The organism is Marinobacter sediminum, assembly GCF_016820575.1.
Classification (GTDB): domain Bacteria; phylum Pseudomonadota; class Gammaproteobacteria; order Pseudomonadales; family Oleiphilaceae; genus Marinobacter; species Marinobacter sediminum.
Genome location: NZ_JAEMQH010000003.1, coordinates 71,693 through 89,279, shown reverse-complemented (window position 1 = coordinate 89,279; position 17,587 = coordinate 71,693). Strand labels below are relative to the sequence as shown.

General features: G+C 58.6%; 15 protein-coding genes and 1 tRNA gene. 3 read left to right on the top strand and 13 right to left on the bottom strand.

Translation table 11 applies throughout. The features are described from left to right. Nucleotides 1-106 precede the first annotated feature (106 nt). From rplI to rnr, 6 genes are all read right to left on the bottom strand, one after another. A complete protein-coding gene (rplI, locus tag FGO67_RS13890) occupies nucleotides 107-553 on the bottom strand; it encodes a 50S ribosomal protein L9 (RefSeq protein ID WP_041340352.1) in 447 nt (148 codons plus the stop codon). A gap of 20 nt (nucleotides 554-573) precedes the next feature. Then, on the bottom strand, nucleotides 574-1,440 hold the full coding sequence (locus FGO67_RS13885) for a YybS family protein (RefSeq protein ID WP_203301289.1): 867 nt from the start codon (nucleotides 1,438-1,440) through the stop codon (nucleotides 574-576). Nucleotides 1,441-1,466: 26 nt separating this feature from the next. Further along, nucleotides 1,467-1,697 carry a 30S ribosomal protein S18 gene (rpsR, locus tag FGO67_RS13880; protein ID WP_007154918.1) on the bottom strand — a complete coding sequence of 77 codons (231 nt, stop codon included), beginning with the start codon at nucleotides 1,695-1,697 and terminating at the stop codon, nucleotides 1,467-1,469. A 25-nt stretch (nucleotides 1,698-1,722) separates the two neighbouring features. Beyond that, complete coding sequence (gene rpsF / locus FGO67_RS13875) at nucleotides 1,723-2,151, bottom strand: 30S ribosomal protein S6 (protein WP_138440887.1); 429 nt, start codon at nucleotides 2,149-2,151, stop codon at nucleotides 1,723-1,725. Nucleotides 2,152-2,392: 241 nt separating this feature from the next. Continuing rightward, a complete protein-coding gene (gene rlmB / locus FGO67_RS13870; RefSeq protein ID WP_041340347.1) occupies nucleotides 2,393-3,130 on the bottom strand; it encodes a 23S rRNA (guanosine(2251)-2'-O)-methyltransferase RlmB in 738 nt (245 codons plus the stop codon). Between the two features lie 15 nt (nucleotides 3,131-3,145). Next, nucleotides 3,146-5,752, bottom strand: coding sequence for a ribonuclease R (gene rnr, locus FGO67_RS13865; protein WP_203301288.1), 2,607 nt, complete (start codon nucleotides 5,750-5,752; stop codon nucleotides 3,146-3,148). Between the two features lie 256 nt (nucleotides 5,753-6,008). On the opposite strand from rnr, the gene FGO67_RS13860 reads away from it, so the two are divergent. Then, a tRNA-Leu gene (locus FGO67_RS13860) sits at nucleotides 6,009-6,095 on the top strand. Between the two features lie 115 nt (nucleotides 6,096-6,210). Here the strand turns inward: FGO67_RS13860 and FGO67_RS13855 are convergent. The 4 genes from FGO67_RS13855 to mpl all read right to left on the bottom strand — a co-directional run bounded on the left by FGO67_RS13855 (nucleotide 6,211) and on the right by mpl (nucleotide 11,620). Then, on the bottom strand, nucleotides 6,211-8,133 hold the full coding sequence (locus tag FGO67_RS13855) for a hypothetical protein (RefSeq protein ID WP_203301576.1): 1,923 nt from the start codon (nucleotides 8,131-8,133) through the stop codon (nucleotides 6,211-6,213). 143 nt (nucleotides 8,134-8,276) lie between these two features. Beyond that, complete coding sequence (locus FGO67_RS13850; RefSeq protein ID WP_203301287.1) at nucleotides 8,277-9,416, bottom strand: acyl-CoA dehydrogenase family protein; 1,140 nt, start codon at nucleotides 9,414-9,416, stop codon at nucleotides 8,277-8,279. A 120-nt stretch (nucleotides 9,417-9,536) separates the two neighbouring features. Further along, nucleotides 9,537-10,190, bottom strand: coding sequence for a flavin prenyltransferase UbiX (locus tag FGO67_RS13845; RefSeq protein ID WP_203301286.1), 654 nt, complete (start codon nucleotides 10,188-10,190; stop codon nucleotides 9,537-9,539). 35 nt (nucleotides 10,191-10,225) lie between these two features. Further along, nucleotides 10,226-11,620, bottom strand: coding sequence for a UDP-N-acetylmuramate:L-alanyl-gamma-D-glutamyl-meso-diaminopimelate ligase (mpl, locus tag FGO67_RS13840; protein WP_203301285.1), 1,395 nt, complete (start codon nucleotides 11,618-11,620; stop codon nucleotides 10,226-10,228). Between the two features lie 154 nt (nucleotides 11,621-11,774). Here mpl and FGO67_RS13835 point away from each other — a divergent pair, with 154 nt between their 5' ends. Then, nucleotides 11,775-13,037 carry a 6-phosphofructokinase gene (locus FGO67_RS13835; protein WP_203301284.1) on the top strand — a complete coding sequence of 421 codons (1,263 nt, stop codon included), beginning with the start codon at nucleotides 11,775-11,777 and terminating at the stop codon, nucleotides 13,035-13,037. A 78-nt stretch (nucleotides 13,038-13,115) separates the two neighbouring features. On the opposite strand, the gene FGO67_RS13830 is transcribed toward FGO67_RS13835, so the two are convergent. Continuing rightward, nucleotides 13,116-13,370 carry a GrxA family glutaredoxin gene (locus FGO67_RS13830; RefSeq protein WP_203301283.1) on the bottom strand — a complete coding sequence of 85 codons (255 nt, stop codon included), beginning with the start codon at nucleotides 13,368-13,370 and terminating at the stop codon, nucleotides 13,116-13,118. 154 nt (nucleotides 13,371-13,524) lie between these two features. Next, nucleotides 13,525-15,651: a methyl-accepting chemotaxis protein gene (locus FGO67_RS13825; RefSeq protein WP_203301282.1), complete on the bottom strand. Its 2,127-nt coding sequence runs from the start codon at nucleotides 15,649-15,651 to the stop codon at nucleotides 13,525-13,527. Between the two features lie 60 nt (nucleotides 15,652-15,711). Here FGO67_RS13825 and FGO67_RS13820 point away from each other — a divergent pair, with 60 nt between their 5' ends. Further along, entirely contained in the window at nucleotides 15,712-16,140 is a 429-nt protein-coding gene (locus tag FGO67_RS13820; protein WP_203301281.1) for a YqaA family protein, read from the top strand. On the opposite strand, the gene FGO67_RS13815 is transcribed toward FGO67_RS13820, so the two are convergent. Further along, a complete protein-coding gene (locus FGO67_RS13815) occupies nucleotides 16,095-17,528 on the bottom strand; it encodes an ABC1 kinase family protein (protein ID WP_203301280.1) in 1,434 nt (477 codons plus the stop codon). The two genes, FGO67_RS13820 and FGO67_RS13815, sit on opposite strands and share 46 nt — an antisense overlap. Between the last annotated feature and the right edge of the window lie 59 nt (nucleotides 17,529-17,587).

Sequence of the window (17,587 nt, the reverse complement as noted above, 5' to 3'; positions counted from 1 at the left end):
AAAAACTAAGAATACCAGAAAGCAACGGGCCCGAAACCGTCGCCGGTTCGGGCCCGTTCAATCAAGCTAGGCCGGTAGCACCGGCCAGGCTGGACGCTGCGACAACTTACGCCGCAACAACCGCCAGCTTAACAGTCACTTCTACGTCAGAGTGCAGCTGCAGCTCGATTTCGTACTCGCCGGTCACGCGAATCGGACCTTCGGGCAGACGAACTTCGCTCTTCTCGACGTCAGTTCCACCAGCGGTGATCGCATCAGCGATGTCACGCACACCGATAGAACCGAACAGCTTACCTTCTTCACCAGCTTTGGAGCTGATGGTGAAGGCTGCGCCTTCCAGAGCTTCAGCGCGTGCCTGGGCAGCAGCCTGCTTCTCGGCAGCGGCTTTTTCCAGCTCGGCGCGACGCTCTTCGAACGCCTTCAGGTTTGCTTCGGTGGCAGGTACAGCCTTGCCATAAGGAAGCAGGAAATTACGACCGTAACCGGCCTTAACCTTTACCTTGTCACCCAGGGAGCCAAGGTTTGCAACTTTCTCGAGCAGAATAACTTCCATCTCGTTAACCTCTTCGTGCTTTATTCAGCCGGCCCGGCAGGCGTTATACGCTTCCGGATATCCAGCCAGCTATCCACAAAAGCCAGAACCACTAACAGAATCATCAGGCTTGGGCCCAGCAAAACCAGCGCAATGTAAAACAGCACCAGCCACTGAACACTCAGCTTTTTACGTCCAACGATGCCGTGAATCAGGGCCAGGCTCGCCAAAAACAGCGGTGTCCCGGCAACCCAGACCAGCAACATGGCATTCAGCCCGAGTACCGGGCCAATCACCATGGTGACTGCACACACCACCGCAACGGCGGGCGACAGCTTCAGGGCGTGAAATTCCGTGCGGAATCCACCGGGGTTGTAAAGCCCCGCCTGCCACGACCTGGCCAACATCGTCATACCGATACCAGTGGCGAAATAGGTACCCGCCATACTGGCATTCATGGTGTCCCGAATAACCTGTTCGAGGTCGTCCCCGAGGGTTCGGGCCACATCGGCATTGTACTGTTCGTAAAAGCTGACCCCGGCCTGGACCAAATCGTCCAGCAATCCGGGGTAGATCACCGGCAACATAAGCCCGGTGACAATCGCCAGAAAGCTCCCTCCGAGAAGGGCTCTTTCCCAGGACAGCGTGGTTCTGAGCACTGACGCCATCAGCATTACCTGAAGCAATACCGCCAGAGCGGTCGGGTCTTGCCCGAACCAGCTCCAGCCGAGTGCCGGAAGCAATGCCCAGAGGCCGATATTAAGCCCCTGACTGATGCCAAGCCTGAGAATCACCAGGCCGACAACCGCTGCGCCAATCCAGAACAGCAAAGGTACCGCAGTTGTGACTGCTGCTACCGCACTGGCCTGAAGGGGACCGCGCATTACAAATTGTGCGAGTGCACGCATGGCCCCAAGTCCTGTTTATCTGTTACTTAGTTATCGTGGCTGTCCGAGTACGGCAGCAGTGCCAGGTAGCGGGCACGCTTGATAGCGGTAGCCAGCTGACGCTGATAACGTGCTTTGGTGCCGGTGATGCGGCTGGGCACGATTTTGCCGGTTTCAGTGATGTAGCCTTTCAGGGTGTCCAGATCCTTGTAATCGATCTCTTTAACACCTTCTGCCGTGAAGCGGCAGAATTTACGACGTCTGAAAAAACGAGCCATAACTTAACTCCTCAACTCCGGTTAATTACTCTTCTTCGTCCTGGGTCTCAGCTTTCTGACGGTCGTTTTGACGATCATCAGATTCTGCTGAACGACGCGGACGGTCGTCTCCGCCGGAACGACGGTCCTCACGGGACTCGGCAGCTTTCATCGGAGACAGATCGGTAACAGCTTCATCACGACGCAGAATCAGGTCGCGAATGATGGCATCGTTGAACCGGAAGTTGTGAGTCAGCTCGTCCATCGCGGCCTGTGAACATTCAACGTTCATCAGCACGTAGTGAGCTTTGTGAATCTTGTTGATCGGGTATGCCATGTGACGACGGCCCCAATCTTCCAAGCGATGTACCTGACCGCCATCTTCAGTGATGACGCCGGTATAACGCTCGATCATTGCGGGCACCTGCTCGCTCTGATCCGGATGTACCATGAAAACGATTTCGTAGTGACGCATGAGTTCTCCCTACGGTTTAAACAGCTTTCTTTTTGACCGCCACTTCAAATATCGGCGGCAAAATGTGAAAGCAAGGAGGTGACAGCCTTAGCTGTCGGTTTCTTTTTGCTTTATCAATAAGGCTTTACGAGAAAGGCTTGATCAAAAGCGTGGCTGGCATGTCTGACGAACAGACAATACGAAGCCACCCCTTGGAAAAGGGGTGACGTATTCTAGGCGGACGGGGGCTTCTGTGCAAGGGTTAACCAAGGCGCTGGCGCAGTGCCTGGTATAGGCAAACACCCGTAGCCACGGACACATTAAGACTGTCGACATGCCCCAGCATGGGGATATTGATGAGCTGATCACAATGCTCCCGGGTCAGCCGGCGCATGCCCTTGCCCTCGGCCCCCATCACCAGCGCGACCGGGCCCTTAAAGTCGGCCTGGAACAGCGTTGCATCCGCCTCACCGGCAGTACCAATCAACCAGACCCCCTGATCCTTAAGGGTTCTAAGGAATCGGGCCAGGTTGGTCACCCGCACAAACGGGACGGTTTCGGCGGCGCCACAGGCTACCTTTCGAGCGACCGGCGTCAGGGACGCGGACTTGTCTTTCGGCACAATCACCGCCTGGACACCCACGGCATCGGCGGTGCGCATGCAGGCCCCCAGATTATGAGGATCGGTGACGCCGTCCAGCACCAACAGAAACGGCGGCTTGTCACTGCTGGCCAGCTGGGCCAGCAGGTCGTCTTCGGTCCATTCCCGACTCTCGCTGACGGCAGCAACGATACCCTGATGCACACCAGACACGCGCTCATCCAGTTCACGACGGTGAACCACCTTCCAGCGCACGCCCAAACCATCGAGCGCATCGGTCACGCTTTTGACCCGCTTATCCTGTCTGCCGGTCTGAATCCAGACCTGCTGCAATCTCTCGGGCTCACGCTTGAGGACAGCCTCAAACGCGTGCCAGCCAAACACAAATTCTCCGGACACTGACTCTGCTTCCTGTTATTTGCGGGATTTGCGTTTTTTGTCGGCTTTACCGTCCTTGCCCGGCTTCTTGTCCTTATCCAGGGCAAGCTTGGCGGCCTGGGCTACCAGCTCATCCCGAGCAGACATCGGCTCGTCAGGGTTTGGCTTCGAGCTTTCCGGCTTGGGCTTGGAGGCCGCAGGTCGCTTTCTGGGCGCCTTCAGCGGGGCGTCGGACTTTTTGGCCGAATCCCCGGTCCGCGCCGCCTTGCCTGGAGCTTTCGCACGGCTCTCTGGCTTGCCGCCTCCGGACCTTTCACCTCTGGGCTTACCACCGGGCTTGCGCCGACCTTTCTTCGCATCCGAACGATCCGGGATATCGAGCGCGTCACGATCTTCTTTACGGTGCACCGGCTCACTGACCAGCTCCAGATCGATCTTGCGATCCTCCATACCGACCCGCATCACCTTAACCCGCAGCTCGTCACCCAGCCGGAAACTCATGGCCGTGTGCTCGCCGATCAGCCGATGCTTGGCGGCATCGTGATGAAAGAAATCACCACTGAGAGTCGAGACATGCACCAGCCCTTCAATATAGACACCGGACAGCTGAACAAAGAACCCGAACGGCACCACGGCCGCAATCACACCGTCGAACTCCTCGCCGACGTGGTCACGCAGGTACTCGCACTTGAGCCAGGCCATGACATCGCGGGTGGCGTCGTCGGCGCGGCGCTCGGCCATCGAGGTGTGCTCGCCCAGCTGCTGCATGCGCGCAAAATCGTAGGGGTACTCCGCCAACTCCGGATCCGGCTTCGGCGGCTTCACGATGTCCTTGGACGTTGACTCGCTGTGAATCACCGATTTGATGGCCCGGTGGGCGATCAAATCGGGGTAGCGACGAATCGGCGACGTGAAATGCGAATAACCGGAAAAGCCGAGACCGAAGTGACCGCCTTCCTCAGGGCTGTACACCGCCTGACTGAGTGAACGCAGCATGACCGTCTGAATGACGTTGGCATCGGAACGATCCGAAATTTCTGACAGCAACGCCTGGTAGTCGGCGGAGCTGGGGGTATCACCGCCACCCAACTGCAGACCCAGCTCGCCCAGGAACAGCCGGACCGCATTCAGGCGCTCTTCGGACGGGCCATCGTGAACCCGGTACAGCGCTGGCAGCTTATGCTTCTTGAGGAACTTGGCGGTGGCTACGTTCGCGCACAGCATGCACTCTTCGATGATCTTGTGGGCATTGTTCCGGGTAACCGGAACGATCTCTTCAATTTTGCGATCAGCATCGAAGACAATCTTCGTTTCCGTGGTTTCGAAGTCAATCGCGCCGCGCTCGGTCCGGGCCTTACGAAGCAACTGGTACAAACCATAGAGGTTATGCAGCTGCGGAAGCACATGGGCGTACTGCTCACACAGACGATAACCCGACTCCGTATCGGGATTTTCCAGCATGTCGCTCACCTTGTTATAGGTAAGCCGGGCATGACTGTACATCACCGCCTGATAGAAGCTGTAACCACTGATTTTGCCGGAAGCACTGATGGTCATGTCGGCCACCATGCACAGGCGATCAACACCTGGATTCAGCGAACACAGGCCGTTGGACAGCTTCTCGGGCAGCATCGGAACCACGTGGTCCGGGAAATACACCGACGTACTGCGGTTCACCGCCTCTTCATCCAGCGGCGAGCCCGGACGGACATAATGAGATACGTCTGCAATCGCAACCAGCAGGCGGTAACCACCCCGTGGTCGCGGCTCGCAGTAGACCGCATCGTCGAAGTCCCGTGCGGTCTCATCATCGATGGTCACCAATCGGAGGTTGCGGATATCAACCCGGTTTTCTTTATCTTTTTCAGTGACCTCATCCGGAATCTTGGCGACCTGCTCCCCTAACGCTGGCGGCCAGCTGTTGGGAATGTCGTAGGACCGGATGGCAACATCAATTTCCATGCCCGGAGCCATATGCTCACCCAGCACTTCAACAATCTTGCCCAACGGCTGAGTTCGCACACTGGGCTGACGGATAATATCGACAACCACATATTGGCCGTGACGAGCCTCACCGGCATGCTCCTGAGGTATCAGCACTTCGTGATTGATACGGGCATTTTCCGGCACCACGAAACTGATACCGCTTTCCTGGAAAAACCGGCCCACGGTCTGATTGGTACGGTACTCGAGCACCTCGACAATGACGCCTTCGCGGCGCCCCCGGTCGTCAACCCGATCCACCCGGGCAGCCACCCGGTCGCCGTGAAAAACTTGGCGCATCTGGCGTGCGGTCAGGAACAGGTCAGAGCCACCATCGTCCGGCACCAGAAAACCGAAGCCGTCCTTGTGACCAATGATACGACCAGTTACCAAGTCCGCTTCTTCAATGGGCAGGTAAGCACCACGACGGTTGCAGATCATCTGTCCGTCACGACACATAGCGATAAGACGGCGGCGGAGGGCTTCAATGCCCTCAGGTGAGGTTTGCCCCAGCTCGTCGCACAGGGTTTCATGAGTCGCCGGCGCCCCTCTCTCTTTCAGGTGGGCGATGATGAACTCACGGCTTTGTATAGGGTTTTCGTACTTCTCTGCCTCACGATTAGCGTGAGGATCTTGATCTTCTTTCTTCCTGGAAACCATTCGGATCCTTGCTGTGATACGGAGCCTCTTAGGCTCATGTGTATAAGATTTGTCTTGCAGTATAACGTCGTGATGGGGTAGCTGCCTAACAAGGGGAGAAGAATAGGCATAAATACCTGCCCATCTTTTTTCGAAAAAACGTTTGACAGCTTTTGCCGGAATTATTAAAGTACGCGCCATCGGTTGAGGGACACACCTCACCGCTGGCAGAAACGTCCAGTTTTTCAACTGACTAACGACGAACTGCAAATCACCTGCCGAGGTGGTGAAATTGGTAGACACGCTAGCTTCAGGTGCTAGTGGGGGCAACCCCGTGGAGGTTCAAGTCCTCTCCTCGGCACCATTTCCTCCCCCAGGAAATGGCGAATTACCCAAACCAAACGATTTTTCCAAACGACGACCGACCCGTTGATCTGCGTGGCCGTGCTGTTTCCGCTGTATCTATTGTCGGCGATCGCCTACTGCAACAACCCTATCAGGTAATCAGACAGCGACTGATATTCGTATTCGATCCGCGCGTAAGCCGATGTTGGCGTGCGATCAAACTCGCGACCACAGGGCTTGTCGCCGTTATGCCGAGTCAGATAAGCCTCCTCGATGAGGTTCGGTTGGGCAGGCGCAAACGCCGAACTTCCCACCGGCGGGTAGTACATCATCCATTCAAAGCCCCGCATCGCATCCACGTTGCTCAGACCGGCGGTTTGTGGATCCAAAAATCCGTATCGCAGCAAGCGACTGATCGTCACGTCCCCATTAGTGTTGGGATCCAAGAGCGTGCGGGTGTCAAACTCCATTTCCAGATCATTGAACGACACTGGTTGAGGCTCATAGCCGGAAAAGGTGAAAGGCTCGATCGAACTGACCACCACATCCAAATCTGCGACCTCCTTGAGCTCTTCATCGGTCAAACAGACTCCGCCGGTATCGGCCAGCTGCAGCGACATAATTTCAGCCACACCTTCGCTCAGAGTGTGAGGAACGAAGCCGGCAACACCGTTTGCGATGGCATCTGACTCAAGAGTCCGGGTGGTCAGCACGGAGCCATCGGGGCGGAAAATGCGGGCTTCCAGCTCAACCCGGTCATCGCTATCAATTGTCCAGCTGTAGGTGATCTCTGGATTACCCCCCAATTCGCTGGACCCAGCAAAGATGCCCTCATGCTCATGACAGGTGGTCGCCGTTTCAAAACGGATCTGATCCTTGGCCCAGTCGAACACCAGGCGCTCATCGATGCCGCGATTGTCGTAATTAATCACACTCTGCTCAGACAGAGCCGCCGAGGGGAACCATTGAGTAGCGAGCCTGGAAGCATAGCCGTTAACCGCCACTAATCGTGCCAGCTCTGGCATCGACGGCGCCAGACAGCCATTGGCCGAAATTGACTTGAGCTGCCCCGCCTCATTGTAGTCAAACAGCAGTTCCGCCGACTGTTTCAGATCCGACACGCCGGTCGGCAAGTCGGCTGACAATTTCGGCTGGGCAAGTATACGCTGACGGGTCAGCAAGGTCGGGTTACTGAGTTCCAGAGCGACTTCCGGCAACACCAGCGATTCCACCGCCACGGTGGCGTATTCGCTGCCGGCCACTTCATCGACGATATTCACGATGTCAGGGGCATGCTGCGCCAACGACACCCCCAGCAAGACCGCCGCATCTGCGCTCAGATAACGTTCGGTACCGGTACTGCCGGCATTGGCCAACAGTTGGTTGTAATCATCTGGAATCTGACTGGCCATGAACCGGGCCAGTGCCCGGGCGTAAGCATGGGCACGCTCGTCTTTCGCCTGGACGTAATCCCGCCGAAGGTTCATCCCCACCAAACCTTCCGGAAGATTGTGCGTGTACCCTTCCGCCAGCCCAGCCAGGGTCCGAAATCTGGCCAGGGTTGTCAGGGGCGTGACATTGCGCACCCCGGGCGATGCCGACAACAGGTAGGCACGGGTAACCGCGACATTCCCGGCCGGCGTTTGCTCCAGGGTTTTGCCCGGTAGCGCCAGGGCGTGCAGTGTGTAATCCCGGGGATCGAGGTCCGACCCCACTTCCGGGTCCTGCTCCAGTTCGGCCACATCGAGGGAAAAGTCGCCGTTTTCACCCGACATAGCGGTCGGCTCGCCGGCTTCAAGCACCACTTCTGCGCCGTTATCCAGGGTAATGGTCATCGGCCCCGGGGTGTGCTGGCCGTCGCCGTCCATATCAAGCCAGACCCGGGCGTTGATGAGGTAACCATCGATGGCCTTGCCGGTATAGGCCACCGGTTCGCTGTATTCGACACCATCAAAGTCTCTGCCATCGACAGGCAGGTTGTCGGATTCCTCACCACACCCGGCCAGACCGAGGGCAAGAACCAGAAGTGACACACTGGGGCAATGGGCAGGCTTCATCACGGCAACCGTTTATCCTTGTTAGAGGTTGTGCCGACACTCTAAGGGATGTGGGAACGGGAGACCTTGATAGGTTTGGCAATTTGTAAACTTTGGTAACTCAACCTGGGCTACCCCCGGCGCGCGGCACCGGGGGCTATCGATCAGAACGAGCGGGCAACAATTTCCTTCATGATTTCGTTGGTGCCGGCGTAGATTCGCTGCACCCGGGAATCGGCCCAGGCGCGGGCGATCGGGTATTCCCACATGTAGCCGTAACCACCGTGCAACTGCACACACTCGTCCATTACCTTGCACTGCAGGTCGGTGGTCAGCTGCTTGAGCATGGCCGCGGTGGGGATATCCAGCTTCTTGTCCAGGTGCAGTTCCAGGCAGCGATCGGTGAACACGCGCGCAGCGGTGATTTCAGCCTTCATTTCAGCCATCTTGAAGCGGGTATTCTGGAATGAAATGACTGGCTTATCGAAGGCCTTGCGCTCTTTCACGTAGTCCAGGGTCCACTGCCACGCGGCTTCGGCAGCGGCCACCGCCGACAACGCCACCTGCAGGCGCTCAGCCGGCAACTCCTGCATCAACTGGACAAAGCCCTGGCCTTCGATGGAACCCAGCAAATGCGTGGCGGGTACTTTTACATCCTGGAAAAACAGCTCCGATGTGTCCTGGGCCTTCATGCCTACCTTGTTCAGGTTCTGGCCCTTCTCGAACCCGTCCCAGGCCGCCTCAACCAGTAGCAGGCTGGTGCCCTTGGCACCCGCTTTCGGATCGGTCTTGGCGACCACGATCACCAGGTCCGCCAATTGGCCGTTGGTGATGAAGGTCTTGGAGCCGTTCAGTACATAGTGGTCGCCGTTCTTGACCGCCGTGGTCTTTACGCCCTGCAAATCGGACCCGGCACCGGGTTCAGTCATGGCGATGGCGGTGACCATCTCACCGGAGACCAGCTTGGGCAGGTAGTGCTGCTTCTGCTCTTCCGAGCCGTAATTGAGAATGTACGGTGCCACGATGTCGGAGTGCAGGCCCCAGCCGATGCCGGTCAGCCCGGCGTAGGCCACTTCCTCAATGACCACCGCGCTGTAGCGAAAATCCGCCCCTACTCCACCGTACTCTTCCGGCATGGTCGGGCACAGGAAGCCCAGCTCACCCGCCTTGCGCCACAGCTCACGACTTACCTGGCCGTCTTTCTCCCATTGTTCGTGATAAGGCGCCGCCTCCTGCTCCAGGAATTTGCGGACGGAATGGCGGAAGCCTTCGAGATCGGCGTCGAATAGTGTACGTGGAATCATGGTGAACCTCGGTGAGTAACCCGTATTGTGATTGTCGTTCAACAAGTCTCGGCCGGGCGGCCGTTTCACTCAATGGTGAAAACCATCAATCGGGCTGACCAAAACCATCGCCGGAAGGCGTTAGTCCTGGTTGTTACGCTTACTCTCCGAGCGGGCTTCGCCCCAGCGCGGCATCAGGTCCTGAGCGATTCCGAGGTGGTCCAGCAGCCGGGCAACGATAAAGTCGACCAGATCCTGGACCGAGTCCGGCTTATGGTAGAAGCCGGGACTGGCCGGCATAATCACCGCGCCCATCCGGGTCAGCTTCAGCATATTCTCCAGGTGCACCTCGGAGAACGGCGCCTCCCGGGGCACCAGAATCAGCTGCCGGCGTTCTTTCAGAGCAACGTCGCCGGCCCGCTCAATCAGGTTGTCGCTGGCGCCGGTGGCCAGCGCTGACAAGGTGCCGGTGCTGCATGGGCACACCACCAGCGGGGCTTTTTCACCGGACCCGGACGCCGGTGGCGCAAACCAGTCGTCACGCCCGAATACCAGAATCTGCCCGGGCTCGGCGTCCGCCCAGTCGGTCAGGAACTCCTGCATAGCCGGCGGCGTACCCGGCAGTTTAAGCTCGGTTTCGGTGGCAATCACCACCTGGGCCGCCCGGCTGACCATGACATTGACCCGACAACCCGCCGCCACCAGGCATTGCAACAGGCGCATGCCATACTGGGCACCCGATGCGCCGGTAAAAGCCAGATTTACGGTTCGCGCCTGCGCTGCGGTCTCAGTCATGGTTCGCCTTGATCATAGGTGTGATAACGGAAGAATCAGCCCTGAATACGCTCAAGCTCGGCAACAAGTTTACCGTGGATACCACCAAAACCGCCGTTGCTCATAATCACAATGTGGCAAGGCGCGGGCAGATCGTCCAACACCTGGTCAATCAGTGCTTCGACTGAAGCCTCGACCCGATGCCGGCCCTCATCTTCATGCGCGGCCTGCCACTCGGCGACCAGTGCCGGCAGCCAATCCATGTTGTTGAGGTTAGCCCAAAGCACCCGGTCTGCCATGGCCGCGCTAGGCAGCAGCGTCTGCTGGTGCACACCCTGCTTCATGGTATTGGAGCGCGGCTCGATCAGCGCCACAATCGGCTCGTCACCGACCTGCGCCCGCAGACCTTCAAGTGTGGTCGCGATCGCAGTCGGATGATGGGCAAAATCATCGTAGACCCGGACGCCGCCCACATCAGCCAGCAACTCCATGCGCCGCTTGACGCCGGAGAACCGGCAAAGGGCTGCAACGGCATGGTCCGGCGTGATGCCCACATGGCGCGCTGCGGCAATGGCAGACAGCGCATTGCGCACATTGTGCATGCCGGTCTGCGACCATTTCAGGGTCGCCACCGGCTGCTCATGGTGAATCACCATAAACCGGCTACCGTCCTCAGAAAGCAGCTCGGCCCGCCAGTCGCAGGTTCGGGGCGTTTCACTGCCGATAGCGGTGTCCTGAACCAGACTCCAGCACCCCAGCTCCAGGGCATTGTCCAGATGCGAGTCCACGGCCGGGCGAATCACCAGGCCCTGGGATGGCACGGTGCGCACCAGGTGATGGAACTGTCGTTCGATGGCCTCGACGTTGTCGAAGATATCGGCGTGGTCGAATTCCAGGTTATTGAGGATCAGGGTGTGCGGCCGGTAATGGATGAACTTCGAGCGCTTGTCGAAAAACGCACTGTCGTATTCATCCGCCTCAATGACAAAGAAATCGCTGTTGCCGAGCCGCGCCGACACCGGGAAATCGTTGGGCACACCGCCCACCAGGTAACCCGGCTGGAACCCGGCCTGCTCCAGAATCCACAACAACATGGACGTGGTGGTGGTTTTACCATGGGTACCCGCAACCGCCAGAACCCAGCGATGACGCAGAACTTCCCGGGCCAGCCACTCCGGCCCCGACATGTAATCGATGTTCCGGTTGAGCACCGCCTCCACTTCGGCATTACCGCGGGACATGGCATTACCGACCAGCACCAGGTCGGGTCTAGGCTCTAAATGGTCGACGCTATAGCCTTCCATCAACTGAATGCCCTGGGCTTGTAGCTGGGTGCTCATCGGCGGATACACGCCCTGATCGGAGCCAGTCACGGTGTGACCAAGCTCCCGGGCCAGCACCGCGAGGCTGCCCATGAAGGTGCCACAGATTCCCAGGATATGAATATGCATTCCGTTATTGCCCCTGTCATTGAAACCCGACAAGCCTCCCGTATCCGTCCGAGCCCGTCAAGAGCCGCGCCATCCGCAATCCTGCTCATGAAAATCCACACGGTTTGGCGTATCATCTGCGCCAACGTCGAACCAGAGGAGGCTCCAGCCCAAGATGGCCATCAAGAACGCATTCTACGCTCAGTCTGGCGGTGTCACCGCCGTCATCAATGCCAGTGCCTGCGGTGTCATCCAGACCGCCCGCAAACACCCGGACAAGATCGGCAAAGTCTTCGCCGGCCGAAACGGCATTATCGGGGCGCTGCAGGAAGAGTTGATTGATACCAGCCTTGAAAGCGATGAAGCCATTGAAGCGCTGATCCACACCCCGGGTGGCGCTTTCGGTTCTTGCCGACACAAGCTCAAGAACATCTCCGAGAACCGCCGCGAATACGAGCGTCTGATCGAGGTGTTCCGCGCCCACGACATCGGCTACTTCTTTTACAACGGTGGCGGCGACTCCCAAGACACCGCCTACAAGGTGTCGCAGATTGGCGAGAAGATGGGCTACCCCATTACCTGTATTGGCGTGCCCAAGACCGTCGACAACGACCTGCCATTCACCGACTGCTGTCCGGGCTTTGGCTCTGTGGCCAAGTACATTGCCACCTCCACCATGGAAGCCAGCCTGGACATCAAGTCCATGTGCGAAACTTCCACCAAGGTGTTTATTCTGGAAGTGATGGGCCGCCACGCTGGCTGGATTGCGGCATCAGGCGGTCTGGCTGGCCAGGGTGAAGGCGAACCGCCTCACATCATCCTGTTCCCGGAAATCCCGTTTGATCGCGATGCCTTCCTGGCCCGTGTTGATCACTGCGTGAAGGAATACGGTTACTGCGTGGTCGTGGCTTCCGAGGGTGCCCAGTACGAAGACGGCCGGTTCCTGGCCGACGCCGGTGCCAAGGATGCCTTTGGCCACACCCAGTTGGGTGGCGTAGCCCCTGCCCTGGCCAACATGGTAAAGCAGGCCCTGGGCCACAAGTACCACTGGGCCGTTGCCGACTACCTGCAACGCAGTGCCCGCCATATTGCCTCGGCCACAGACGTCAAGCAGGCTTACGCGGTCGGCGAAGCCGCCGTGGAAATGGCCATCAGTGGCAAGCAGGCGCTGATGCCGACCATCGTCCGCGAGCAGGCAAAGCCCTATCGCTGGAAGATCGGCGAAGCGCCCCTGAGCGAAGTCGCCAACCAGGAAAAGAAGATGCCGATTCACTACATCACCGATGACGGCTTTGGCATCACCCAGGATTGCCGCGACTACCTGCAGCCGCTGATTGAGGGCGAAAGCTTCCCGCCGTTCGAGAACGGACTACCGCGGGTAGCGAAGCTGAAGAATCAGCTGGTCGAAAAAAAGCTGAAAACGCCGTTCCAGATCTGAACTATTTGAACGATCTGAAGGCGTAAAAAAACGCCCGGCGCTACTCGCGACCGGGCGTTTTTCTTTTGAGGGCTGCACTCAGTCCTGGAGCGCAGCCTCCCGATTACGGACGAACTGGAAAAATTCGTCACAGCCACCGACGTACTCATCACCAACCAGAATCTGCGGCACGGTGTGTACGGGCCGGCCAATCTTCTCGGCAATGTCTGCCTTGCTCAATCCCTCAGCCGCGATGTCAATCCAGGTGTGGGCCAGCCCCTTGGCCTCGCAAAGACCTTTTGCCCGGACACAGAATCCGCAGCTGGTGCGACCGTAGATTGTTACATGATCCATTAGGACCTCCTGAAATACGGAAATTTGCGCGTAACGCTTTCGTCAAAACTTTATCTACATGATCGCACGGTCAGGAAGAATTGAAAATTGATGCTCTGAATAAGGGTCATAGCGCAGGACCATACCGCCGGTCCTGGCCATGCCCGCCCGACCCTCAGGTCTTCAGGCGACCCAGCTCCCGCTCCAGCACCTGAACCTGTTCATCCAGAGTGGAGCCACTGCCCCTGACCCGGGAGGCCAGCTCGCGCAAATCATTGGCAGCGTCGCCGATGTGGGTCAGGTTGCGATTGATCTCCTCACTGACCGAGCTCTGTTCCTCGGCCGCGGTGGCCACCTGGGTAACGTGCTCGACAATGGTGCCGATCCGCTCGACCACCGTCGCCAGCGAGTGAGCGGCTTCCTGGGTGCCATCGACCGCAGATGAGGCACGATCAACGCCATTCTCGATCACCGATACCGCGCCGTTCACATCCACCTTCAGGCCATCAATCATCTCGCTGATCTCGTCCGTGGACTGCCGGGTACGTTGAGCCAGGGTCCGGACTTCGTCCGCAACCACCGCAAATCCACGGCCCTGCTCGCCGGCCCGCGCCGCTTCGATGGCAGCGTTCAGCGCCAGCAGGTTGGTCTGCTCGGCAATCCCGCGAATCACGTCCAGAATCCGGTTGATGTCCTCACTGCGGCTGGCCACGTGACCAATGGCAGTACTGGCCTGGCCCATATCGGTGGAGACCGCGTTCACGCCACTGACCGCCGACTGCAGGGTGTCCTGGGTAAAGCGAATGCCGTCCTGGGCCATGCGCGCGTTTTCGGCGGCATCGCCGGCAAAACCGGCCACCTCGCCGGCCGCCGCCGACATCTCATTCATCGCCGTCACCACACTGTCGATGTCCTGGTGCTGGCGCGAGGTCTGCTCGTCCGTCTCCAAAGCAATGGCGCCGACGCCCCGGGCCTGCTCACGGACCTGTGAGTTCACGTCCTTCAGGTCATTGATCATGCCGCGCAGCCGGCCCAGGAAGGTGTTGAAACCACCCGCCAGGTCAATCAGCTCGGCGTGGGTGTCGATGTTCAGTTCACGGGTCAGGTCACCTTCGGCACTGGCCAGGTTCTGCATCCGATCGCGGATTTCGTTCAAGGGCCGGGATACCGAACGCACCAGCACAATCAACACCAGCGTGGCCAATACCACCACCACAATCCCGACCACAGTCTGATCGGTAGCCGTGGCCGCCACCTCATCCTTCAGCAAGCGCGTCATTTCCTGCACGCCGGCCAGGGCCGCGTCCCGGGGCAGCTCGATCAGTAACGACCATTGGCTATTAGCCAGGTTGATGTCCACCGGGTAGGACACCGCCAGGGTTTCACCGTCGTCGAAGCTGCCTTCGCCCTGGTGCAGTTGCACGAATTCGTCCGCCAGTTCCGGCAAGGCTTCGTTCAGAGGGCGCCCCAGTTGGTCCTGGTAGTGACTGGACGCGGCGATCAGGCCGCGCTGGCTCAGCAGGGTGACCCGGGACTGGCCGTCAAACAGCGTCTGGCTGACCTCGGTGATGGCCTGCTGCAGAGTGGTCAGGTTGAGATCGGTTCCGGTCACCCCGGCGAACTCGCCATCATCCAGAATGGGGATTACTAGGCTGGTCATTAGCTCGGTGTAGCCTTTCTCGATTTCGTACTCGTAAGGCTCCATGATGCACGGGGTCTTCGATTCAAGGGAGCACAGGTACCACTCGCCATCGCGGATACCGAATTCGTTACGGGTTTCCAGGTACTTGAACGCTGTGTCTTCTGAGCGATTAAACACCACGTTGCCGTCCGGCCCCCGGTAGTAATAGATTTCCAGGGTGCCGTCGTTGCTGCTGTGCTCTTCAACACCGCCGGTAAAATACCGATCCTGACCGTCGTAGGCGTCCGGCTCGAAATGGGCGTAGATAGAGCTCAGGCTGGGCTGCTCCTCCAGAATGGCGCCGATGGTCTCCTGCATGTCACGGCGGCTGATCCGGCCTGAGCTGTCGGCCTGGATATTGCGCGTGATAATATTGCGCACCACCTCGGGCGTGCGATAAGCCGTGGCAAACTGACCGCTGACCAGCTCGCCGTACTTGCCTGCGGTCGCGCTCAACTGGTCCATGACAATGCCCTGCACCGTGTCCCTGGCCTCAGACGTCAACCGGCCTTCCATGCTGGCGAGTGACATCTGGGCGGTGACGACAATACTGATACCCAGCATCAGCAATAAGGAAATCACCAGGGCATAGAGTTTGAACTGAAGGGAAAGCTGTTTCATCGTGGGGCAACCTGTTTGTCGCGGCAGCAACATTGTGAATTTCAAATCGAGGAGACCTGATTGGCGTATCTGACGCTTTTCCTGACGGCGTTTGCGGCCGCAACATTACTTCCGGCCTACTCGGAAATCATGCTGGGTACATTGGTGACGCAGGGATTTTCGTACTGGTGGCTGTGGTTTTCAGCCACCCTGGGCAACACGCTCGGCTCCGTCGTCAATGGGATTATCGGCCGGCAAGTCGATCGCTTTAAGGATAAAAAGTGGTTTCCTATCAGCGAAATGCAGCTTCACCGCGCACGCAACCGGTTCAACCGTTACGGTCAGTGGTCACTGCTGCTGGGCTGGCTGCCGCTGGGGGGCGATGCGCTCACGCTGGTGGGAGGCATCATGCGGGTGCCCTGGCTTAACTTCGTGATTCTGGTAGCCATCGGCAAGGGGCTGCGTTACGCCTTCGTGCTCTGGCTGGTCGCTGAGGTGTCCTCACCGTAGAGGTATTTTCGCAGCAACGGCTCGCCGTTGAATTCGGAGTGCAGCACGGCGACAAAGGTATACACGCCAATCAGTTTGCGATTGAGAAACACAAACTCCTTGGGCGGTACCCGAAAATACCGGCTGATGGCCGAGCGCGCCGCCTGACGGGCCACCCGTGACGGCAAATCACTCTGCTTCCAGCGGTACTCACCGTGGCTGTTTACTGCGTAATCCGGCCACTGGTCATGGTCCGAGGCCAGCGGTTCCAGCACCGACATGCACACGTTGCCAAAGGTCTCTAACACGTCCCGGGGCCAGTCGAGGCTCATGAACCGCAGCTTTACGCCACCATCAATCACCGCTTCCAGATCCTGCTCATAGGAAGCCCGGATCATCTGCCGGACAGGATCCAGGAACCGGTCGGAGTAGGATTGCACGGCGCCGAAATCGAGCAGCACGATGCGGTCGTAGCCAGGGTCTTCCCCTTCTTCGCCCGCAATCCGAATTCGGTAGTTGCCAAAGTTGGGATCGGTCTGGATTTCGCCCCAGACAAACAGCTCCCGGAAGAACAGCTCCAGAGCGGCTTTGCCCAGCGCACTGCGGCGCTCCAGGGGCAATTCCTTGACCGGCCCCGAACTCACCGAGTGGCCATGTTCGTAGGTAGAGGCAATAACGTGGGCGCTTGAGTATTCCTGAAGCACCCGCGGTACGATAAAGCGCGGATCGGAGGCCAGCATTTCCCGGAATTTTTCGGTGGTCCGGGCCTCCAGTCGGTAATCCACCTCGCGGTGCATCATGTCCCGGACTTCTTCCAGCCAGTCGTTAAACTCCGGTCCAAAACTGACTAACCGGGCAATTTTCAGGAGCTGAGCAACGGAGTTAAGGTCACTGTCGACGGCATCAGCGACCCCGGGGTACTGAACTTTCAACACCAGCTCCAGGCCGTCACTGCGACGTACCGCCCGGTGCACCTGGCCCAGCGATGCCGCGCCGATGGGCTCGGGATCAACCTCTAGCTCCGCCAGGCGCGCCGCCCCCAACTCCTCTTTCAACACCCGCTCAATGGCGGACCATTCCAGTGAGGTGGTCTGGTCCTCGAGCGTGTGCAAGGCTTCGGTAACTTCGTCGGGCAGAAAGTGTTCGCCGTACAGCGCCATGACCTGCCCAATCTTGACCACGCTGCCTTTAAGCTGACCCAGTTCGTCTACCAGAAAGCGCGCCTGGCTCGAAAGCATGGCGCGATGCTTCTGTTCCCGCTTTTCGCGATTGCTGAACCAGTTGGTGGCCATGTGCGAGGCCATGCGGGTACCGGCATACAAACCGGCGCGGGTGAGACTGAGCCGACGCTCGAAGCTGCCGGTTTTAATGCGGGAGACCGATTTTCCTGGACGTCTGCTGGCTGACATGCGTGACCTGTCGGGATCCGAGAATTTCACCGCCACCGGCGGCTCTGGTCATTATACGG